Annotated in this window: 22 protein-coding genes; 13 read left to right on the forward strand and 9 right to left on the reverse strand. The window is 46.4% G+C overall.

Annotated elements, in window-relative coordinates:
* The first annotated feature begins 15 nt into the window (after nt 1-15).
* The 5 genes from rimM to tyrA all read left to right on the forward strand — a co-directional run bounded on the left by rimM (nt 16) and on the right by tyrA (nt 3518).
* Nucleotides 16-540, forward strand: coding sequence for a ribosome maturation factor RimM (gene rimM, locus Q5L94_RS11780; protein ID WP_317498586.1), 525 nt, complete (start codon nt 16-18; stop codon nt 538-540).
* Nucleotides 540-1298, forward strand: coding sequence for a tRNA (guanosine(37)-N1)-methyltransferase TrmD (gene trmD / locus Q5L94_RS11785; protein WP_404396845.1), 759 nt, complete (start codon nt 540-542; stop codon nt 1296-1298). Before rimM ends, trmD begins: the two co-directional genes overlap by 1 nt.
* A 32-nt stretch (nt 1299-1330) precedes the next feature.
* Nucleotides 1331-1690 (forward strand): 50S ribosomal protein L19, encoded by a 360-nt coding sequence (gene rplS / locus Q5L94_RS11790; protein WP_317498587.1) that lies wholly within the window; start codon nt 1331-1333, stop codon nt 1688-1690.
* Nucleotides 1691-1761: 71 nt separating this feature from the next.
* The gene (locus tag Q5L94_RS11795; RefSeq protein ID WP_317498588.1) at nt 1762-2364 is read left to right on the forward strand and encodes a DNA-J related domain-containing protein; all 603 of its coding nucleotides are present in this window, start codon (nt 1762-1764) and stop codon (nt 2362-2364) included.
* A gap of 11 nt (nt 2365-2375) precedes the next feature.
* Complete coding sequence (gene tyrA / locus Q5L94_RS11800; protein WP_317498589.1) at nt 2376-3518, forward strand: bifunctional chorismate mutase/prephenate dehydrogenase; 1143 nt, start codon at nt 2376-2378, stop codon at nt 3516-3518.
* 77 nt (nt 3519-3595) lie between these two features.
* Here the strand turns inward: tyrA and Q5L94_RS11805 are convergent, their stop codons facing one another.
* Nucleotides 3596-3952 carry a response regulator gene (locus Q5L94_RS11805; protein WP_317498590.1) on the reverse strand — a complete coding sequence of 119 codons (357 nt, stop codon included), beginning with the start codon at nt 3950-3952 and terminating at the stop codon, nt 3596-3598.
* A 78-nt stretch (nt 3953-4030) separates the two neighbouring features.
* On the opposite strand from Q5L94_RS11805, the gene Q5L94_RS11810 reads away from it, so the two are divergent.
* On the forward strand, nt 4031-4678 hold the full coding sequence (locus Q5L94_RS11810) for a cytochrome b/b6 domain-containing protein (protein ID WP_317498591.1): 648 nt from the start codon (nt 4031-4033) through the stop codon (nt 4676-4678).
* Here the strand turns inward: Q5L94_RS11810 and Q5L94_RS11815 are convergent.
* Nucleotides 4675-5139, reverse strand: coding sequence for a cytochrome c (locus tag Q5L94_RS11815; protein WP_317498592.1), 465 nt, complete (start codon nt 5137-5139; stop codon nt 4675-4677). The genes Q5L94_RS11810 and Q5L94_RS11815 overlap by 4 nt on opposite strands.
* A gap of 141 nt (nt 5140-5280) precedes the next feature.
* On the opposite strand from Q5L94_RS11815, the gene Q5L94_RS11820 reads away from it, so the two are divergent.
* Nucleotides 5281-8361 (forward strand): amidohydrolase family protein, encoded by a 3081-nt coding sequence (locus Q5L94_RS11820; RefSeq protein WP_317498593.1) that lies wholly within the window; start codon nt 5281-5283, stop codon nt 8359-8361.
* Nucleotides 8361-9662, forward strand: coding sequence for an amidohydrolase family protein (locus Q5L94_RS11825; protein ID WP_317498594.1), 1302 nt, complete (start codon nt 8361-8363; stop codon nt 9660-9662). The genes Q5L94_RS11820 and Q5L94_RS11825 overlap by 1 nt, the downstream gene beginning before the upstream one ends.
* Before the next feature lie 99 nt (nt 9663-9761).
* Here Q5L94_RS11825 and Q5L94_RS11830 read toward each other — a convergent pair whose 3' ends face one another.
* Complete coding sequence (locus Q5L94_RS11830; protein ID WP_317498595.1) at nt 9762-10556, reverse strand: response regulator; 795 nt, start codon at nt 10554-10556, stop codon at nt 9762-9764.
* A 101-nt stretch (nt 10557-10657) separates the two neighbouring features.
* Between Q5L94_RS11830 and Q5L94_RS11835 the strand changes: the two genes are divergently transcribed.
* Nucleotides 10658-10963 (forward strand): STAS domain-containing protein, encoded by a 306-nt coding sequence (locus tag Q5L94_RS11835; protein ID WP_011234950.1) that lies wholly within the window; start codon nt 10658-10660, stop codon nt 10961-10963.
* Nucleotides 10963-12633 (forward strand): SpoIIE family protein phosphatase, encoded by a 1671-nt coding sequence (locus Q5L94_RS11840; protein ID WP_317498596.1) that lies wholly within the window; start codon nt 10963-10965, stop codon nt 12631-12633. The genes Q5L94_RS11835 and Q5L94_RS11840 overlap by 1 nt, the downstream gene beginning before the upstream one ends.
* On the opposite strand, the gene yciH is transcribed toward Q5L94_RS11840, so the two are convergent.
* The 3 genes from yciH to Q5L94_RS11855 are packed head-to-tail and all read right to left on the reverse strand — an operon-like array spanning nt 12614 to nt 14425.
* The gene (yciH, locus tag Q5L94_RS11845) at nt 12614-12949 is read right to left on the reverse strand and encodes a stress response translation initiation inhibitor YciH (RefSeq protein ID WP_317498597.1); all 336 of its coding nucleotides are present in this window, start codon (nt 12947-12949) and stop codon (nt 12614-12616) included. The genes Q5L94_RS11840 and yciH overlap by 20 nt on opposite strands.
* A 5-nt stretch (nt 12950-12954) precedes the next feature.
* Nucleotides 12955-13713 carry a hypothetical protein gene (locus tag Q5L94_RS11850; RefSeq protein WP_317498598.1) on the reverse strand — a complete coding sequence of 253 codons (759 nt, stop codon included), beginning with the start codon at nt 13711-13713 and terminating at the stop codon, nt 12955-12957.
* Between the two features lie 28 nt (nt 13714-13741).
* Nucleotides 13742-14425 (reverse strand): HAMP domain-containing sensor histidine kinase, encoded by a 684-nt coding sequence (locus Q5L94_RS11855; RefSeq protein WP_317498599.1) that lies wholly within the window; start codon nt 14423-14425, stop codon nt 13742-13744.
* Nucleotides 14426-14562: 137 nt separating this feature from the next.
* Between Q5L94_RS11855 and cysB the strand changes: the two genes are divergently transcribed.
* On the forward strand, nt 14563-15537 hold the full coding sequence (cysB, locus tag Q5L94_RS11860) for an HTH-type transcriptional regulator CysB (protein ID WP_317498617.1): 975 nt from the start codon (nt 14563-14565) through the stop codon (nt 15535-15537).
* A 23-nt stretch (nt 15538-15560) separates the two neighbouring features.
* Here cysB and Q5L94_RS11865 read toward each other — a convergent pair whose 3' ends face one another.
* The 3 genes from Q5L94_RS11865 to pabB all read right to left on the reverse strand — a co-directional run bounded on the left by Q5L94_RS11865 (nt 15561) and on the right by pabB (nt 19024).
* Nucleotides 15561-16934 carry an L-serine ammonia-lyase gene (locus Q5L94_RS11865; RefSeq protein WP_317498600.1) on the reverse strand — a complete coding sequence of 458 codons (1374 nt, stop codon included), beginning with the start codon at nt 16932-16934 and terminating at the stop codon, nt 15561-15563.
* Between the two features lie 96 nt (nt 16935-17030).
* Entirely contained in the window at nt 17031-17645 is a 615-nt protein-coding gene (locus Q5L94_RS11870) for a CoA pyrophosphatase (RefSeq protein WP_317498601.1), read from the reverse strand.
* Nucleotides 17642-19024, reverse strand: a complete 1383-nt coding sequence (gene pabB / locus Q5L94_RS11875; RefSeq protein ID WP_317498602.1) for an aminodeoxychorismate synthase component I — start codon at nt 19022-19024, stop codon at nt 17642-17644. Before pabB ends, Q5L94_RS11870 begins: the two co-directional genes overlap by 4 nt.
* Nucleotides 19025-19161: 137 nt before the next feature.
* Here pabB and Q5L94_RS11880 point away from each other — a divergent pair, with 137 nt between their 5' ends.
* Nucleotides 19162-20685, forward strand: coding sequence for a fumarate hydratase (locus tag Q5L94_RS11880; protein WP_153850007.1), 1524 nt, complete (start codon nt 19162-19164; stop codon nt 20683-20685).
* 2 nt (nt 20686-20687) lie between these two features.
* The gene (gene rmuC, locus Q5L94_RS11885; RefSeq protein WP_411161939.1) at nt 20688-22028 is read left to right on the forward strand and encodes a DNA recombination protein RmuC; all 1341 of its coding nucleotides are present in this window, start codon (nt 20688-20690) and stop codon (nt 22026-22028) included.
* Nucleotides 22029-22052 lie beyond the last annotated feature (24 nt).

Here is a 22052-nt window from a genome sequence, read left to right on the forward strand (position 1 = left end):
CAGGTAGGTAAATTAATGCAGCAATCAGAGCAAATCGTCGTTGGTCGCATCGGTGCGGTGTATGGCGTAAAAGGCTGGTTGAAAGTGCAGTCATTTACCGATGATCCAGAATCGATATTTGAATACAGCCCTTGGTTACTTAGCCAAAAAACTGAGCGGGAAATGAAAGTTGTCGAGTGGCGTCGCCACAACAACGGATTTATCGCCAGGTTAGAAGGCATATCCGATCGTGATGAGGCTGCACGCCTTACAGGCGCGGATATCTGCATTACTGCAGATGAGTTACCGGCATTAGCTGATGACGAGTTTTACTGGCGCGACCTTATTGGTATGCGTGTAGTGAACACCAACGGCTATGATATGGGTGTGGTTGAACAAATTATGCCCACCGCATCGAACGATGTGTTGGTCGTAAAAGCAAACAGCAACGATGGGTTCGGGAAATCTGAACGTTTAATTCCTTTTATCCAAAGTGAATATGTCACTGCGGTTGATAAGGAAGCCAAACAGATTCAGGTTGAGTGGCCATCGGACTTTTGATGGGCAAACCATTGCAGGTTGGCGTCATCAGTTTGTTTCCTGAAATGTTTTCGGCCGTTACCGATTACGGTGTTACCGGCAGAGCAATAAAGGAAGGTTTGCTGACAGTGAGTGTATGGAATCCTCGTGATTTCACTCATGATCGCCACAGGACTGTTGATGACAGACCTTATGGCGGTGGTCCAGGTATGTTGATGATGGTGCAGCCACTTGTGGATGCTATCAACGCAGCAAAAAAAAGCCTGGGTGAGGAGACTCCTGTTATTTATTTGTCACCGCAAGGGCAAAAACTTGATCACAGCGGAGTGCAACAGCTCTCCAGCAATGATCGAATGATTTTGATTGCTGGCCGTTATGAAGGCATTGATGAACGCGTTATCAAGCAATACGTTGATGCGGAATGGTCGATAGGGGATTACGTTTTAAGCGGTGGTGAGTTACCGGCAATGGTGCTTATTGACGCGGTATCACGGTTAATTCCCGGGGTGTTGGGACACCATAATTCAGCAGCAGAAGATTCTTTTGCCAGCGGTTTACTGGATTGCCCTCACTATACTCGGCCTGAAACTTATAATGAGCAGCAAGTACCGCCAGTGTTATTAAGCGGTGATCATGAAAAGATACGTCGCTGGCGTTTACAGCAGTCTTTGGGTAAAACCTGGCTGCAACGACCAGAGTTAATTCATAGCCTAGCTCTGACTGACGAGCAGGAAATATTGTTGAACGAGTTTATCGCGCAGCAATCATCCGGCAAATAAAGTACAGTTTACCTAGGATAGGAGATACGAAGATGGCAAAAGTTAGCCAAAATATCATTAAGGCTCTTGAAGAAGAGCAGATGAAACAAGATCTACCTGAGTTTGCACCAGGTGACACTGTTGTTGTAGATGTAAAAGTAAAAGAGGGTAACCGCGAACGTCTTCAGGCGTTTGAAGGTGTTGTTATCCGTATTCGTAACCGCGGTCTGCATTCAGCGTTCACAGTACGTAAAGTATCGAATGGTGAAGGCGTAGAGCGTACTTTCCAAACGCACAGCCCATTAGTTGACAGCATTAAAGTCAAACGTCGTGGTGCGGTTCGTCGCGCGAAACTGTACTACTTGCGTGAGCGTTCTGGTAAGTCTGCACGTATCCGCGAGAAGCTGTCTTAAGCTTTTAGCAAACAAACGAAATAGCAAAGAAAAACCCAGCCTTGTGCTGGGTTTTTTGATAGTGTTTTAGAATGAACGAAGATATCGAAATATTAACCCAAATTTTAGCTGAAAATTTGGATATTCAGCACCACTGGACTGAACACGAACTGATTGCGTCTTTGCAGGGGCCGCCTTATGAATTCTTTGACAAAGAAGCTCTGCGTGATCCTTTGACCCTGTTTCAGACTCACTTTTTATTGTTTCACTGTCTTTATAAATTGCGTGAACGCTGGCGGGAAGAAAAAAAGTGCGAACTTTTTATTCATACCCTGAATATTGAGTGTCAGCCATGGCAGCGTGGGGTTTCTGCATTGACAGAAAAGGACGCGCTAGCAGAATATTATTTAGACCTGAATCAGCTGGGCTCAACATCCGGCGCTGACGTTGAATCTATGCTGGATGATTTTTGGCAGCGCATGGGGCATGCTTCTTCTAACGTAGAAACCAGTATGTCTGTGAATGATGCCTGGCAGATTATGGAAGTTGAACCGCCGGCAAGCCAGGCCTTTATTAAAAAGCAATATCGCAAACTAGTGCACAAATACCATCCTGATAAAGGTGGAAGTGTGGCTAAAATGCAAAAAATTCAAAAAGCCTACCATCGTGTTATAAAAGCCATAAAAGAGGAATAAAATATCATCTCATGAGCCATGACCCGGACCAACAATTAGCAGAACTGCGCAATGCAATTGATGCCACTGATAACGAATTAATTGAGATAATTGCGCGGCGAGCAAAGCTAACTGCCGCTGTGGGAGAAACCAAACGTTCGTTGAAACAGCCTCTTTACGTTCCACAGAGAGAACGTTCTTTAATAAAAGCGCGCAGAAGCAAAGCCAAAGAGGCCGGCTTGTCGGAAGACTTAATTGAAGATGTTATTCGTCGTATTATTCGAGAATCGTATCGAACGCAAACGGCACAGGCTGCTGCGACTTCGACTCAACTTGAACGACCGGTTTTTGTGTTTGGCGGTAAAGGGGCTTTGGGTGCACGTTTGGTCAGTCAATTACGACAGACAGGATATTCGGTAATAACCATTGATAAAAACGATGACTGGCCAGATAAGGACGATTTGAGTCAGGCGCAGTTGGTATTGATGAGTGTTCCGGTGAATAAGACCGTTGAATTGATAAAGCAGTTACCACCTTTAGCGGAGGACTGTGTTCTGGCAGATGTAACCAGCATTAAAGCGGCTCCTTTAAATGCCATGCTGGCACAGCATAGCGGGCCGGTCGTTGGTTTGCACCCTATGTTTGGTCCTTCTGTGCAGAATTTGGCGAAGCAGCTGGTGGTTGTTACTCACGGACGCCAACCAGAGCGTTATCAGTGGTTACTGGATCAGTTTGTTAACTGGGGTGCCCATTTACACGAAGTGAATGCTGATAAACATGACGACGCCATGGGCTGGATCCAGGCGATGCGCCATTTAAGCACCTTTGCTTACGGTGTTCACCTGGCTAATGAACGCGTCGATATTAAAGAGCTGCTGGAACTGAGCTCGCCTATTTATCGGATGGAATTAATGATGATTGGTCGTTTGTTTGCGCAAAATGCGGAACTTTATGCCGATATTATTGCTGCGAATAAAGGACAGTTTTCGTCGATAAGACGTTATTTACAGCAATTTTCAGCAATCATCGATGATATAGAAAGCGGTAAAAAGTCGGATTTTATCTCGCTTTTCGATGAGGTTAGCCAGTATTTCGGTGAATTTTCCAGTCAGTTCCTGAAAGAAAGCGAATCTTTGGTGCAATTGGCGGACGACCAAAGATTCAAGCATCAATAATAGTTGCTGTTTATCGACTTTATCTAATGCTGCCGAGAAAACCCCGAGATCAGAGCGAAGCGACGTCGCGGGGTAGTTCACAAGTATTCAGTCATTAACTCGCTAAGCGCTTCTGGTGAAACCGGTTTATGCAATGTCGCATTCATGCCGGCTTCACGGCAAGCGTTCATTTCGCTTGCGCTTTGATGACTGGTAATAGCGATAACCGGTGTGTTCTTGTGCATATCACTTTGTCGCAACTCCTGGCAGACTTGAGCTCCCGACATGTCCGGCATTTCGTAATCCAGAAAAATGAGATCCGGAGCTTCTTTAGCCAAAGTCAGGGCTTCTTCTCCCGTCATTGCCGTTAATATACTTACCTCAAAATTGGCAAGCATGGCTTTTAACACTTCAAGGCTGATAAAGTCGTCGTCAGCAATAAGAACTTTGCGCATAGTCACTACCCATTTAATCGAATTAATTATACCCTAGCACTTAGCTTTTTATATTCCCAGTAATTTGGAGCTAACAATATGAAACAGAAAGGAAATTCTATAAAAGTTTGGGACAGCTTTATTCGGGTGTTTCACGGCTTGCTTATCGTTCTTTTAGGCGGCCTCTGGTGGACCGTTGAAAATGGCCGCATGGAGCTGCATAAGGATATTGGAGTTGCGTTACTTGCGTTACTTTTAGTCAGAATTTGCTGGGGAATATTTGGTAGCGAAAATGCCCGCTTTAAAACCTTTTTAAAGTCGCCTAAAGCTATCTTTAAGCATTTGCATAATGTTTTTAAAGGGCGCTATGAAGCAGAGAATACCCACAGTACGGCTGGTGGCTGGGCTGTCATTATTATGCTTGGGTTGCTCTTAAGTCAGGTTATTACAGGGTTATTCTCAACCGACGGCATTTTATTCTCGGGACCATTATCAAATTGGCTATCTTCAGATGGTCAAAAAGCTGTAACCAGCTGGCATAAAACTCAGTTCGACGTGATATTAATTGTTATTGCCGTACATGTTCTGGCGGTGCTTTTTTATCGCCTTAAAGGAACACCTTTAGTGGCTTCCATGGTGCATGGTTACAGAACCACCAGTCAGCAAGCGCCAAATCTTAAACCCGGCTGGCAGGGGCTCATTTTAGCGGTTGCTGTCTGGTTAATTTTAATGTTGCTGCTTAACTAGTCTTTATATTCGTCGTGGCAACCTTTGCAGGTTTTTGCGGCGTCCATAAAAACCGGTTTTATTGAGTCAATAGAGCCTTTTTGACTAACGTCCGCCAGTCTGGCAGCGTACTCTTGCAAGTCATTAGCGCGCTGCTGAAAGTCATCCCAGTTATCCCATATGGCGGTTAATGCATCAGAGTTGTTGCCTGGCATTGCGCCTTCAACACCGAAACCTGACCATGGAATACCTGACATTTTCTCAAAATCATTTGCACGACGTTGAAAAAAGTCTGCGTTGTATTCAACTTCGCCTTTAACCATTGCAGCCATAGCCGCAAAGTTTTGCTGCATAACCGATAACGCTTTTTGGCGGTATTCTACGGCTTTATCGCCATCATTAAAGGCGTTCTCATTAGCCGTAGCATTGAATGACAAAGTCACCAGTCCAGCTATAGCTGTTGTTAATAGTTGTTTTTTCATTGAAACACTCCGTTTGTTAAATTCACTGAACGTTAATAATACACGATCTGTCGGTTAATGCTTGTCACCTCTATATATAACAAAGTAACTTATCTAATGAGATAACTAAATGACAAAAATAAGTCAAAATGGGGACAATTCATGAAAAAAGTGCATCAGTTCAGTGCTCTGACGTTAGCGGTAACGTCGGTACTGACCGCGTCGGTTGCGGCTGATCAGACTTCCCGGACAAACGGAATGCGCGATAACACGCCAAGTCTGACGGCAATTCAGAATGCAACAATTATCAGTGAGCCGGGAAAATCTATCACTAATGCCACTTTGGTTATTGAAAATGGCGTCGTTCAGTCAATTGAGCGTAATAACCGGGCGCCTGCCGGAGCGCGGGTGATTGACGGGACCGGATATACAATTTACCCGGGATTTATTGACCCCTACAGCAGCTACGGAATTAACGTTAGCAGTGAGCAGGAACGTTCGGACACGCCCATTTATAACAATGAGCGTGAGGGTGGTAACGCGGCAAATGACGCGATTCACTCGCAAAAACACTGGTTCAGCGAATTTAAGACAAACTCTGAAGATGCAAATAAATGGGTGTCACAAGGCTTCACCAGTGTCCAGTCAGCTAACTTAGACGGCATTTTTCAGGGACAGGCGGTAACGGTTTCGCTGGCAGACAGAATACCTAACGACGTTATTTACCAAAGTGAGGCAAAGCACTTTGGTTCATTTGATAAAGGCTCCTCACAGCAGCAGTATCCGTCATCTCTGATGGGCAGCATTGCGCTAGTCAGACAAACCTTATCTGATGCTAACTGGTATGAAAACTCTTATGGAAAGCAGTCGCATAATCAATCGGTCGAATTTAATGCGGCGCTTGATTCACTGACAGATATAGAGAATAACGGAATTGTTTTTAAGGTTGACAATGAGAAATCACTCTTGCGTGCTGATGATGTTTTTGATCAATTCAAAGTTCCGTCAGTGTATGTAGCCTCGGGTTACGAATACGCGCGCTTAGATGCAGTAAAAAATGCCGGAAGTGACTTAATTCTTCCGCTTAATTTTCCGGCTGCACCAGACGTTGACGGTGTCGATGCGCATCTCGACGTCGATTTAGCAAAGTTGCGCCACTGGGAGCGGGCTCCGTCTAACCCGGCAATGTTAGCTGAGGCTGGTGTGGACTTTGCTCTGACTTTACACGATTTAGAAAGTACAGAGAGCTTTTGGCCTAACCTGCGTAAAGCGGTTGAGTATGGCTTGAGCGAAGAGCAGGCTCTTGCAGCGTTGACGACTATTCCGGCGAAAATTGCCGGGGTAGACGACAAAGCAGGGAGGCTGGCTCAGGGCTACAAAGCTGACTTTGTTATGGTTAAAGGCGATTTGTTCGCGGATGGCACTATTCAGTCAGTTTGGTTGCAGGGCGAAGAAAACGAGTTGGTATCCCGGGATAAAGTCGACTTTGTCGGCAATTACAGTATGAAACTGAATAATCAGGATATCGAGATTGACATTAAGCCTGGTGCCGCGCTGAGCGGTGAAGTTAAGTCAAATGAAAAGACCAGCGCTCTACGTCACGTGCAGTCAGGTAACGAATCTTTATCCTTTGTTGCCGACCTTGATGCAGAACCGGCCGGAAGTTGGCGCTTTAAAGTGGAACCTGAAGCTCAGGGAACGTTTTCAGTAACGGCGGTTTCTCCTGAAGGTGAAGAAGTTAGATTACAGGCTCAAATGGATTCAGACGAAAGCGAGACTGAAACGAGCGGTAAAGCGGAACCTGTGGAATATGTTAGCGAGCTGACGTTCCCTAATGTGGCATATGGCCTTGACGGTTTGCCGGAGCGTCAGGATGTCCTTATCCGTAACGTAACGGTCTGGACTGCAACTGACGATGGGATTCTTGAAGAAACGGATGTGCTGGTTCGAAATGGTGAATTTGCAGCTATTGGCAAAAATTTGTCTGCGCCGTCTGGCGTGACTGAAATTGATGGCGCGGGGATGCATTTGACTCCGGGCATTATTGACGAGCATTCACACATTGCTATTGAAGGTGGTGTTAACGAAGGTTCTGAAGCGGTGACATCGGAAGTTCGAATTGGTGATGTGATTAACCCGGATGATATTCACATTTATCGCTCGTTGGCGGGTGGTACCACCATGGCACAGTTGCTTCATGGTTCAGCGAACCCTATTGGCGGTCAGGCGCAAGTGATTAAATTACGCTGGGGAACCGATGCTAATGTCATGAAATTCGATGCAGCCCCTGAGTCTATCAAGTTTGCATTGGGTGAAAACGTTAAGCAGAGTAACTGGGGCGACAACATGACCGTTCGCTACCCTCAAACTCGTTTGGGCGTTGAGACCATTATGCGTGACAGTTTCCAGGCTGCACTTGAGTACCAGCAGCGGAAGCAGGCTTATGAACGTATGAGCCGTTCAGAACGTAATAGGGCTGCAGCTCCAAGGCCTGATTATCGTCTGGAGACGTTGCTGGAAATTCTAAACAGTGAACGTTTTGTGCATGCTCACTCTTATGTAGCGTCAGAAATTTTGATGTTAATGGAAGTAGCAGAGGATTTTGGGTTTACCCTGGATACTTTTACTCACATTCTGGAAGGCTACAAAGTCGCTGATGAAATGGCTGAGCATGGTGCCAGTGGCTCGACCTTTGCGGACTGGTGGGCATATAAGTTTGAGGTGTACGACGCTATCCCTCATAACGCGTGCTTGATGAAAGAACGCGGAGTCTTAACCAGCATTAACTCTGACAGTAATGACTTACAACGTCGTTTAAATACTGAAGCGGCTAAATCGGTTCGGTACTGTGATATGGAGCCACACGAAGCACTGAAAATGGTGACCATTAACCCGGCTAAACAGTTGAAAGTGGACAGTTATGTGGGGTCTGTTGAAAAAGGCAAACACGCTGATTTCGTACTTTGGAGTCATTATCCTTTAAGTGCTTATGCGCAAGCAGAGCAAACCTGGATTAACGGCCGTAAGTTTTTCGACCGCGAACTGGATAAACAGCGACAGCAGGCGGTTAAACAAGAAAAGAACGCACTTATCCAGAAAGTTTTAGCGGCAGGTGGTGATGCAAAAATAGGGTCTAAAGACGGTTATAAGTCGGATCAGCCTACCTGGCACTGTGATACTGAACACGACTTTTGGCTAGATCACTTTACCGGTAAAGGGCATCAGCACGGAGGACAACATTAATGAATAAATTACTTACAACCGTTAGTGCCGCATTGGTCAGTGCGCTGACGCTTAATAGTGCTGCGGCACATGATGAAATTCCGGGCGAAAAGCAAAGCAACCCTATTGTACTTCAGGGAGGAACCTTGCATACCGTTTCTGATGGGGTGCTTACCAACTCAGACTTAGTGTTTGAAAACGGTAAAATCACCGCTATTGGTCAGGATGTCAGTATCCCGGACGGCGCTGAAGTTATCGATATTTCCGGTCAGCACGTGTATCCGGGAGTTATCGCCATGGATACCACTATTGGCCTGAATGAAATTGAAGCAGTAAGGGCAACCCGCGACGCGCGTGAAGTGGGTGATGTGCATCCGGAAGTTGCCGGTCACATTGCCTTTAATGCTGACTCGGAAATTATTCCGACGGTACGTTACCACGGCATTGCTCACGCTCAGGTCGCCCCTGAAGGTTCGCTGGTAGCCGGCCAGTCATCTTTAATGAATTTAGATGGGTGGAACTACCAGGACGCTCTGGTAGCGGCAGAAATGGGTGTGCATGTTTCCTGGCCGCGCACATACGTTGTAAATACCTGGTGGGAGAGCCGTTCACCCGAGGAGCAGCGTAAAGCGAACGAGGAATCCCGTCAGCAATTAATGAAAGTCTTTGCTGATGCAAAGGCTTACTACGATGCAAAGCAGGCCGATCGTAAAATTGATCTGGACCAGCGCTGGGAAGCTATGATGGGCTTGTTTGACGGCAGTAAGAAGCTGTACGTACATGCCGACGATAAACGTCAGTTGGAGCAGGCCATTGATACCAGTCAGGAGTATGGTTTTGAACTGGTGCTTATGGGAGCCAGAGATGCCTGGCGTATTGCCGATAAGCTAGCCGAGCTTAATGTTCCCGTTGTTTTTGGCTCGCCTTACGGTCTGCCGGCTCGCAATGACGAAGGTTATGATCAGGCCTTTGCCACGCCGGCTCGTCTGGCTGAAGCCGGGGTAAACTTTGCTATTTCTTATCCGGGTTACTGGGACGTACGTAACTTACCTTTTGCCGCGGGAAACGCAGTTGCTTTTGGTTTGGAGCAACAGCAGGCTCTTGCGGCTATTACGTTGAAGCCCGCTGAGATTATGGGTGTTGCTGACAAGCTGGGTTCACTGGAAGTCGGTAAAAGCGCTTCACTGAGTGTGTCTGAAGGTGACTTACTTGATCCCATTGGGCAGAAGTTAACGCACCTTTATATCGATGGACGCCAAGTAAGCTTAAGCAGCCGACATACTGAGCTTTACGAGAAGTATCGCCAGAAACCATCTGAATAGCCGTTCTTTGGCTAAAGCTAAAATGATAAAAGCCCCTGTCAGTCCAACTGGCGGGGGCTTTTCGTTTTAACGAACAAATATTAATTCTTAAATTCAGGATCAGCTGTTTAATAAACGGGCGATCAGTTTTCTTAACGTTGCCGGTTCAAAAGGTTTGTCGGTTAAGGCATCGACCCCGCTTTGTTTTACGTTAGCAAGTTGCGGCTCGTTAGCGCGTGCAGTCACCATGAGAACCGGAGTGTGAGCGTGTGCTGAACTATTACGAATGTATTGAGTGAGTTCACTGCCGTTTACCTCCGGCATATGAAAGTCGGTGACAATCAAGTCAAATTGATGTTCCACTAAGATATCAATGGCCTGCTGACCATTTTCTGCTTCGACAAAGCTTTCAACACCGAGGTTTTCAAATACACGTCTTAAGACATGGCGCGAGGTCATGCTGTCATCAACAATCAAGACCCGCAAATCCTCGATATCATAAAGCTCAAGATGAAGCAGCTCGGGTTCCATCATGTCCATGGTGGCGGTAATGGCCCGCTGGAGCTGATCTGGCGTAAAAGGTTTTGGTAAAATGGCGATAATACCTGCTTGTTTGAACTGCTCCAGTTGATCGGCACGATGTTCTGATGATACCAACATAAAATGTAAAGTATCTTTTAAGTCATTAGTATTAATGAATTCAATGAGTTCATGTGAAGTGCCGTCAGAAAAATACATAGCGCTGGTGACAATATCGGGCTGCCAGCGAAGTATTTCTTCTTTTGCTTCAGCAATGGTTGAAGCGCCACGGGTATGTTGAATGCCGGCCTGGTTCAGGTGCTGAGTAATTACTTTTCTTTGCACATCGGAAGGTTCGATAAGCAAAATACGGAGTTCGTCAAAGGCTATTGCCATAATCACATAATTAGAATTTATTGTGATCGAAAGAGTAGGGTATTCAGCAGATAAACTCAATCAGAAAATCTGTGTTATGCTCATTAAAAAAAGAGGTGAGTATGAACGTTAGTCGCGACTTTTCAAATGATGGTAAGCAATTAGTTATTGCTATTAAAGGGAAATTTGACTTTAGTCTGGTACAAGAGTTCCGTCAGGCCTACAGTCATATTGGTGATTCACAGCCAACCGTAATTATCGACTTGAGGGAAACCGATTATCTGGACAGCTCGGCACTCGGTATGCTGCTCAATATGCGTAAATCTTTAGGCAGCAGCGTAAAGGGCATTCAATTGATTAACGCTAAACCGGACGTGCGTCGTATTCTCGATATATCCCGCTTTGATAAGATGTTTGTTATTGCCTGATGAAGGTACTGATTGTTGATGATCAACCTGCTAACCAGGTGATGCTGAGTGGCCTGATAAAACGCTTTGGGCATCAGGTCACCTGCGCTCACAACGGCATGGAGGCTATCGATATTTTTGTCAGCCTGGCGCCGGACGTGGTGTTACTGGACGTTATGATGCCGATTATGGACGGCTTTCAAACCGCTCCCCGGTTAAAAGCCCTAAGCGGCGATGTCCATTTGCCAATTTTATTTATTACGGCACTGGATGATCAGGAAACGTTGTTGAAATGTCTTGAAGCTGGTGGGGACGACTTTATTAGTGTGCCGTTTGAACCGGTTGTCTTGCAGGCAAAACTCAATGCTCACGCGCGGGTTCGCGAGTTGAGCTATTCCCTCAAGGGTAAAAATGAGGCTCTGGCTTACCATTCTAACCGAATGGAGCGAGAGCAAAACGTTGTCAGACACATGCTGACTAACGCGCTGCAGGAAAACGAAACAGAATACCCATTCTTAAAAACCTATCTGGCACCGGCCAGTGAATTTAATGGTGATTTAGTTCTCTCCAAAGCTGGGCCTCTGGGAAATTTTTATTTGTTTGTTGGTGATTTTACCGGCCACGGATTAGCTCCCGCCACCGGGGCTCTCCCTGTAGCCCAAACCTTTTTTGATTTAGCTGAAAAAGGGCTTTCAATAGCGAATATGGTTGAAGAGTTTAACCGCAAGCTGGTTAAGCTGTTACCCGACGACATGTTTTGTGCCGCTTTTGTCACTGAATTGTCCGCCAATGGTGAACGTTTAACATACTGGAATGGCGGCATTCCCGATGCACTGCTGATAAATGAAGCCGGAGAAGTTGAAAAACGGCTAGTGCCTGAGCATATGGCGTTAGGTATTTTGTCTCCTGAAGAGTTCAGTAGCCAGGTGAGCCACTGTTTTGTTGAGAAAAACACACGACTGATAACCTATACCGACGGTGTGGTTGAGATGACTAACAGGGCAGATGAGCGTTTATCTGAACGGGGGTTCGAGGCTTTGTTGTTACGCTATGCCCGCGAGAGAGATTTTGAGGGGCTGGTTGGCTCATTACAAACCTTTCAACAAGGGCAAGAGCAGTTGGATGATATTTCATTAGTTTGTCTGGATTGTGCAGCCACCGACATACCTGTTAACCAGCCTGATACTAATGTCACTCATTTGCCTTTCCGGTTAGTAATTTATCTAAAAGAAAACGAAATTAAGGGGCACGACCCAATTATTAAGCTGGTGGACTCCTTAAGTCATCTTGAAGGTATTGGCGCGCACAAAACAACCTTGTATTTATTGTTGGCAGAAGCTTTTAACAATACCCTGGAACACAGCGTTTTGCAGCTGGACTCGGGAATTAAAGAGACCGGGCACGGGTTCGATGAATACTACCGGACACGGGAAGCGCGGCTGGCTGTGTTAGAGGACGTAGAAATAGAAATCGATATTGAATACGAGCCGGATAACAGTTTGCTTTCATTCAGTATTTCATCCAATAGCGAGAATGGCTTTTCGGAATATCAGCAAGTATCTCAAGATGACGAACAACAGGCGTTTGGTCGTGGATTACAGCTTATAAGAAACTTTTCAAGCCATGTTGAGTGGCGTGACGATGGACGGTGTTTATATATTGAATACGACCTTAGCCGCCCGCACGCTTAACTTTATAGCCTTCCTTTTTCAACCAGCTTTCAATACTGTCGCGCTGGTCACCTTGCAACTCTATTTCATATTCTTTAACCGAGCCTCCAACGCCACAGAGTTGCTTGAGTTTTTTGGCTATTGCTTTTAACTCTGATTGCGGTTTATCCAGTCCGGTAACAATAGTTACTCCTTTGCCTTTTCGACCTTTGGTTTCCCGGCGCAGGCGAACAATACCATCGCCCTCAGGAACTTCCTCTGGTTCAGGCTCTGGATCAATACGCCCCGAGTCTGTTGAATATACCATTTGGCTGAGTTGGTCTTTCCAGTCCGGCATTCTATCTACCATTTTCTCTTAGGTTGGAACAGTTCTTCTAAATCGTCTTCTTTTTTGTGTTTTTCTTTATCACGCGTATGAGCATCTTTTAGCTCTTGTGCAATTTTTTCCAGTGCTTTTTTAATGGATTGCTGGCGCGACGTAGTGTAGTCGTCACTAAAGCTCTGGTCTTCTATCGTGCGTAATGCTTTTTCATAATACTGTCTGGCGGAGCCTAACATCTGGCTTTCGTAAGCATGACGTCCGCGACGTATTAAGGTCTCAATATTAATTTTCAGTTGCAACTTGGTCAAACGTTGATCTTCGACACTAAAAACATTGCTGTCGACCCGGCCGCGGGAATGTTCGTTTCGTAAAGTAGAACGCAAACGCTTGAGCCCGTTGATCATTGCTATGATTTGCTTGTTATTTTCCGGGATCTCAAAGTCTTCACTGATTAACGAAGTGTCATTACGGTCAACACTTTGTATACGCTCTTCGTAGCTCTGTATTCGAGCCTTATAGTCTTTTGAAGGCGATACAGCATTCATACTCTTAAGTATTTCTAACGCACGGCTATTAAGAACCACCAGCATGGATTTACCAATAGGGAAGAAGCTCGACATATGAATGAGATCTTCAATCTGTTCAAGCGAACTGCGAAAACGCGCCATCTTTTTGCGACGCTCTAATTCTAAACGCTGTCTGTTCTGTTGTACCGCACCGACTATAATTGCCATTATTATTAGTAATATAATCAATGCGATGACAATGGTGTAAATCATATTACGCTCGTTAAGTTATAATTATTTTTCAGGGCAATGTTAAAGAGAAAACACCACCACCTAAGTGTCCATTATTTTTTAGCTCGATAAAACCTTTTTTATTATTTCGCGCATGGGCACTTGCTATCATCTGGGCAAAATATAGACCTAACCCTGTCCGGGATTGTTGAATATTTAAGTGTTGTATCGGCATCGCGGCGTTTTCCAGCATTCTAGCAGGAAAACCATCGCCGTTATCGTGAACCATAATACGACATCCACCGTTTTCGGTTATCTCTACTTTTATAAAGAGCTTATCGGCTGTGTAGCGCATTGCATTAATGATGATGTCATTAAGTAGATGAAAGATCAGCTCTCTGTCGAACCAGCCTGTTGCTGTTTCATCAATGTCGGTACTGACAGTAATGTTACGCTGTTCAAGATAGAGCTCATTGTTTAGCAAAAGCTCTTCGACGAGTTCGTCGACGTGGTGCTGGTCGCTATTGAGTGGTAAGGCGTTATTATCGTTGCGATAAAGCGTGAGCATTTGCATCAAACTTGAATTGATACGCTGAGCCTCGTAATGGACTTTCGCCATTTTTTCTGTTGAACTGCTGTCGGTGACCTGTTCTGATACTTCTTCTATCATCTGAATGAGTAAGCACAGTGAATTTTTCATGTCGTGCACGGAAGACGCCAGGACGGTTGAAAAATCAAATGCGGGTTGGGTCATAGATGATCGTTCCTGTGGTCCAAATAGAAGCTTAGACAAAATACTGTTGCGATAGCTTTTATATTTGTCATAGTTATCAAGATTATTATAGTATTTTCTTATATCACATTTAGCAAACTAGAGTGGCACGTTCCTCAATGAAATTACAGCAGTTACGTTACATTGTTGAAGTAACAAATCATAACCTGAATGTTTCTGCTACGGCTGAAAGCTTATTCACCTCGCAGCCGGGCATTAGTAAACAAGTCAGAATGCTGGAAGACGAGCTGGGCGTGCAGATATTTGGCCGGACAGGCAAACACCTGACTCACATAACGCCAGCGGGTAAAGACATCATAGCGGTCGCTCAGCAGGTTCTGGATAACGTTCAGTCAATTAAGACGGTTGCTGCTGAACACACCTTGCCAAACCAGGGTAAACTCAACATTGCGACGACCCATACTCAGGCTCGCTATGCCTTGCCGTCCGTTATTCAGCGATTTATTCAACAATATCCAAAAGTTTCACTGCATATGCATCAGGGGTCCCCTGAGCAAATTAGTGAGGCGGCGGCGAAAGGGCGGGCAGATTTTGCCATTGCGACCGAGGCGCTGCATTTATATCACGACCTTATTATGTTGCCCTGTTATCACTGGAACCGGTCTATTGTTGTGCCTAAATCACATCCGCTTACGCAACTGAGTAAGCTATCTATTGATGATATTGCTCAGTTTCCTTTGGTCACTTATGTGCATGGTTTCACTGGTCGTTCCGAGTTGGATAGAGCCTTCGCCGATGCCGGACATGAGCCTAAAATTGTTTTTACAGCAACCGATGCTGATGTAATAAAAACCTACGTCAGAATGGGGTTGGGCATTGGGGTTCTGGCTAGCATGGCTTACGACCCAAAAGAAGATACCGATTTAGTGGCGATACCTGCAGAGCATCTTTTTACGCACAGTACGACTAAGATTGGTTTCCGCCGAGGGACTTTTTTACGTACTTATATGTACGACTTTATTGAGAACTTCGCCCCACATTTAACGCGCGATAGGGTACAAAAAGCTACTCAGCTAAAAAGTCAGGATGAGATTGATAAACTCTTTGACAGTTGCTCACTGCCGATGCGCTAAGCACCGGCAGTAGCGTCAAACACTTAACATTCAATAATATTGACTGCCAAACCGCCGCGAGCGGTTTCTTTGTACTTGGTTTTCATATCGTTGCCGGTATCCCACATGGTTTTAATCACTTTATCCAGTGACACTTTGTGGTCGCCTTCGCCTCGCATGGCTAAGCGGGCAGCATTGATAGCTTTAACCGAGCCCATGGCGTTTCGTTCAATACACGGCACTTGTACTAAACCGCCCACAGGGTCACAGGTTAAGCCCAAGTTGTGTTCCATACCGATCTCTGCCGCATTCTCGACTCTTGACGGGTCACCGCCCATAAATTCGGCCAGAGCACCTGCAGCCATTGAACAGGCAACACCCACTTCACCCTGACAACCGACTTCAGCACCCGAAATTGAAGCATTTTTTTTATAAAGAATACCAATGGCAGCGGAGGTCAGCAGAAAGCGAACCACTGAGTCCTCGTCCAGCGTTTCTATGAATCTGTCAGCGTAACTCATAACTGCGGGTATAATACCAGCTGCGCCATTGGTAGGAGCGGTGACGATACGACCCCCAGCGGCATTTTCTTCGTTAACCGCTAAAGCGTATAAATCTACCCAGTCCATGACTTGCATGGCATCGCTCGACTTTTCTTTCTTCAAGCGCTGATATAAAGCCGATGCCCTGCGACGAACTTTAAGTCCACCCGGCAGTATACCTTCGGTGGTAATGCCGTTTTTGATGCTTTCCTGCATGGTGCGCCAAATTTTCATTAATCCAGCCCGAATATCCTCTTCACTGCGGAAGACTTTTTCGTTAGCCATCATTAATGAACTCATGCGCATACCGTGCTCTTTACAATGCGCCAGAAGGTCTGCAGCACTGTCAAACGGATATGGAATCGGTTTAGACGACTGTTCTATCGCTTCTTCCAGCGTTTCGTCGAAATCTTCATCGCGCACAATGAAGCCACCGCCGATGGAGTAATAAAGGTCGTTATAGATGATTTCGCCGTCTTTCAACAGTTTCAATTCCATAGCGTTGGCGTGTTTGGGCATGGTTTTGCGGCGGTGAAAAGTAATGGCGCCTTCGCTGGGGAAGGAAACCTCATTCTCTCCAAGCAAATTCAGCTTTTCAGTCTTACGAGTTTGCTCCAGAAAATCTTCCACGCTGTCAGTGTCTACTGTTTCGGGAGTCTCCCCGACTAGCCCAAGAATAACGGCTTTGCCGGTACCATGACCTTTACCCGTTTGGCCAAGTGAACCGAACAATTCGACTTTTATTCCATCCGCGTTATTTAAATGCCCTGATTTTTTTGCGGCATGCAAAAATTCATAGGCTGCTTTCATCGGCCCCACAGTATGAGAACTGGAAGGACCAATACCAATTTTATAGATATCAAAAACGCTGATCATATTTATCCTTACCTGTCGCGCATGCGTACTCTGTTTATTATAGTATTGTCGCACGACTCATGTGGGGGGAAGCAAGTTTTGAGCAAAAATAAGTGGTCAGTTCAGTGGTCTGAAGTGATTTTTTCCGTCGGGCTGCAGTTGTTCTGATAACTCACGTAAAATACCGGCGGTTGCGCCCCAGATATTCCGGTGCTGCCAGGGGATGAAATACACGCGGTCATAGATAAACTTACGAATACGATAAACGTAGTGGTTCCCATGATCGAGAATATCAGCCAGCGGTACTTCAAAAATTTCAGCAACTTCACTTTCCTCGGCAACCAGCGGCTGTTGTGGTGAGACAAAAGCCACGTAAGGTCGGATCATAAAATAAGACAGCACTGGGTAGTCGTGTAAGCGTCCAATAACCTCCACCTGACTGCGGGGCAGGCCAATTTCTTCTTCAGTTTCTCGTAGAGCCGTGTCCAGTAAATCGCTATCGGTTTCGTCAAAGCGACCTCCCGGGAAACTGATTTGCCCTGCGTGTTTGCGTAATTTGCTGGAACGCCTGGTCAGTATCAGCGACAACCCATGCGGACGCTCAATAATAGGAATTAACACTGCTGCCGGGCGCAAACGTTTACGCAGTGGCTCATCAATTCTACGTTCCGCCGGTAGGGATGGGTGCATGCTGAAGCGACGCATAAAATCAGCGCGACTGTTTATGGTCATGAGGCTAGCACCGGCAGTATGCGTGACACTTTATCTTTAGTTTCCTGGTACTCCTCTGCTGCCGTTGAGTCCGCGACCAGGCCGCCGCCAGCCCAACAGTATAACTGACCGTCTTCGGCGAGCAACGTACGAATGGTAATACTGGTGTCACTGCGACCGTGCTGAGAAAAGTAGCCCATACTGCCGCAGTAAATATTACGACGATTCGGTTCCAGCTCTTCAATAATTTGCATGGCCCGAATTTTCGGCGCGCCGGTAATAGAACCACCCGGGAAGGCGCCGTTAAACAGACTTAACGCGGTGCGACCGGACTGTAATTTACCGACTACTGTAGAAACCAGGTGATGCACCGCCGGAAAGCTCTCTATGGTAAACAAGCTTGGGGTTTTGATGCTGCCCGGCTCACAGTTTTTACTGAGATCATTACGCAGTAAATCCACAATCATCAGGTTTTCTGCCCGGTCCTTTTCTGAGCTTAACAGAGTCTGCTGGCTGGCTTGATCTTTGTGCGTATCGTCAAATCGCGGACGTGTACCTTTAATGGGTTTTGTTTCTACTTGCCCCTTAGCGTCGGTTAGCAAAAAGCGTTCCGGCGACAGGCTCAGAATAGCGCTGCCGGGAAGACGCATAAAGGCAGAAAACGGTGCTGAATTAGCGTGTCGTAATTTAAGGTAAGCGGACCATTCACTGCCCTGATAACTGGCTGAATACCGTTGCGCTAAATTAATTTGGTAGGTATCTCCAGCCAGTAGGTAGTTTTGTACCGCGTCAAATTTGCCGATGTACTGCTGCTCGCTCATATTGCTTTGCCAGTCGCTTAGCAATTGAAAAGTGTCAGGCTTTTTTGTTGCTACTGGTTGCTCCCAGAATGCGCGAAGCTCTTCTGACCGTTCTATTGGCGCAACTAACCAGACCGTTTCGCTCTGCCGGTCGATAATCAACGCCTGGCTGTAATAGGCCAGTACTGCATCGGGTGACTGATAGGTATCTGCATTGAATTCAGGGATGACTTCCAGTGAGCGGCCATGGTCATAGCCAACAGCGCCGGCAAAGCCGCCCTGAAAAGGCAGTTCAGCAGGCCCCGAATAACGACCTGATAACTGATTCAATTGCTCGGCATAACGGCAAAGTTCAGCTGCCGACTCGGGCACGGGAGGAAGTTTTGACGGGTTATCTGCCGATACTTTCAGTTTTCCTGCCTTGCAGCTTAAAACCAACTCTGGCTGCCGGAAGATAATATCGTAGGCACAGTTCTCATGACTTTGCGCGGCAGAGTCCAGTAACAGTGCGTAGCTTTCATGCTGACAGCGCTGAAATAACTCAATAGCTGAGGCCTGGCAATTAAGTTCTATCGCACAGAGATCCGGAAAAACACTCACATCATGCTCGCAATTCAGGCTGGTTATTCATTATCAACATACTACCACAGCAAATATTCGCCGGTCAGTGGCTCTGGTCAGTTGTTAGCGAAAACGCTATTATAGCGCCACGCGAAAGTTAACCAAGAGGCAGTTCCATGACCACCATTCGTCAGGCCGATTTTATTGACAGTATTGCCGATGCGTTGCAGTACATTTCTTATTATCACCCACTGGACTTTATTAAAGCACTGGACGAAGCATACCAGCGTGAAGAGAGCGAAGCGGCGAAAAACGCTATTGCTCAGGTGCTGACTAACTCGCGTATGTCGGCGCAAGGGCATCGTCCAATTTGTCAGGACACCGGTATTGTGACCTGCTTTGTGAAAGTGGGCATGGGTGTGCAATGGGATAAAACCGACCTGACCGTTCAGCAAATGGTGGACGAAGGCACTCGTCGTGCTTATAACAATCCGGACAATCCACTGCGTGCCTCTATTGTGGCAGACCCAGCGGGCGCCCGTAAAAACACCGGCGATAACACGCCTGCTGTGGTGCATATTGATATGGTGGCGGGTAATGAAATTGAAGTGATGATTGCCGCAAAAGGTGGTGGTTCTGAGAATAAATCGAAAATGGCTATGTTGAACCCCAGTGATTCTATTGCCGACTGGGTTGTTGAAACCTTGCCGAAGATGGGCGCTGGTTGGTGTCCACCGGGCATGCTGGGTATAGGTATCGGTGGTACGGCAGAAAAGTCTGCGGTATTGGCAAAAGAGTCGTTAATGGAGTCTGTCGATATCCATGAGCTTATTGAGCGTGGGCCGCAAAATGCAGAAGAAGAGCTGCGTTTAGAAATCTTCAACCGCGTTAACGCATTAGGAATTGGTGCGCAGGGTTTAGGTGGTTTAACAACGGTGCTGGATGTGAAAATTAAGTCACTACCGACGCACGCGGCCTCTAAGCCGGTTACCTTAATTCCAAACTGTGCGGCAACGCGTCATGTGCACTTCACTCTGGACGGCAGTGGGGCGGCAGATTTAACTCCTCCGAAACTGGAAGACTGGCCGGATGTGACTTTTGAGCTGGGTGATGATGCTCGTCGTGTGAACCTCGATGAAGTGACCAAAGAAGACATCCAGGACTGGAAAATGGGTGAGACGGTGCTCTTGTCCGGTAAGTTGCTGACCGGTCGTGATGCGGCGCACAAACGCATTAAAGGTATGCTGGATAACGGTGAAGAGCTGCCAGTTGATTTCAACAACCGCTTTATTTACTACGTAGGGCCAGTTGATCCTGTGGGTGATGAAGTTGTTGGTCCGGCAGGTCCTACCACCTCTACGCGTATGGATAAATTCACTGACCAAATGCTGGAAGAAGCCGGTATTATTGGCATGGTCGGTAAAGCAGAGCGTGGTCCCGAAGCCGTGGAAAGTATTCGTAAGCACAAAGCGGTATACCTGATGGCCGTTGGCGGCGCTGCCTACTTGGTAGCTAAAGCCATTAAAAAATCCCGTGTTGTGGCTTTTGAAGATTTAGGTATGGAAGCCATTTACGAATTTGAAGTGGAAGACATGCCGGTCACCGTTGCTGTGGATAGCGACGGTCAAAACGCACATACTCAAGGCCCTGCAATTTGGAAAGCGAAAATTGCCGACCTCAATGAAAAATTAGGAGCTTAATTATGTCGCTGGCACTGTGGCAATGGATGGCAATAATTGGAGTGCCGGTTGTGACTGTCCTGACGGCGTTGTTGTTGCTTTGGCAACAGCAACGCCGTTTGCGTTTACAGGCAGAACAACAAAATGCGGCACTGGAGCAAGACGCGGACATTCTTCGTGAGCGCGTCGATGAACTTCAGCTCGAAGTCTATGAAAAAGACAGCCGCTTGCGTGAAACTCTGGCCAGAGCTGAACATGAGCAGAAAACCGCAGAAGAAAAGCTAAACCTGCTGAAGGTTAGTGAAGAACGTCTGACCCAGCAGTTTGAAAATTTAGCCAACCGTATTTTTGATGAGAAGTCCAAAGGGCTGCAACAACATCATCAGCAGTCGTTGCAGGCAACATTAGAGCCGTTCAAACAGCAAATTGATGCGTTTAAAAAGCAAATTACTCAGCAGTATACCGATGAGACCAAAGAGCGCTCGGCACTTAAAAATGAAGTGATGTCGCTTAAGGATCTGAATCGCCAAATGGCGTCTGAGGCTGAAGCTTTAACTCGTGCATTAAAAGGCGACACCAAGCAACAAGGCAACTGGGGTGAAGTGGTACTGGAACGTATTCTGGAGCAGTCCGGGTTACGTGAAGGGCACGAGTATCAGACCCAGGAACATCATCGTGATGAAGACGGTAAGTCGTTCAAGCCGGATGTGATTGTGCATTTGCCGAATAAAAAAGACGTGGTTATCGACTCAAAAGTCAGTTTGTCGGCCTACGAGCGGTATTTTAATTCTGACGACGATGCAGACCGCGAACGGGCATTAAACGAGCACGTTCAGTCGCTTAAACAACACATAAAACAGTTGGGTAAAAAGAGCTACCACCAGTTGGAAGGCCTGCGCACGCTGGATTATGTGTTGATGTTTATTCCGATTGAACCGGCGTTTTTGCTGGCGGTTGACCGTGATCCGGAGCTTATCCGGCTGGCGCTGGATAACCAGATCATGCTGGTCAGCCCTACGAATTTACTGGTTGCGCTGCGTACGGTGCATAATATCTGGCAGTATGAGTATCAGAACCAGAATGCTGAAAAAATAGCGACCGATGCAGCACGTTTGTACGACAAGTTTGTGGGCTTTGTGGAAGACTTAGAGAAAATAGGTAATGGCCTGCAGACTCTGGATAACCGTTATCAGGAAGCGATGAAAAAACTGAGTACGGGGCGCGGTAATCTCATCGGGCGGGTCGATAAATTCCGTCAAATGGGTGTGCAAACCAATAAACGGTTAAACCCGGATTACCTCGATTCTGACGAAACGAATCCGGAAGGCATTGAATCTAATGGCGGAGATAAGAAAAACGACTGAGCCAAAGCTCAGTCGTTTGCTTTT

The organism is Idiomarina sp. Sol25 (genome assembly GCF_033052775.1).
Taxonomy (GTDB): domain Bacteria; phylum Pseudomonadota; class Gammaproteobacteria; order Enterobacterales; family Alteromonadaceae; genus Idiomarina.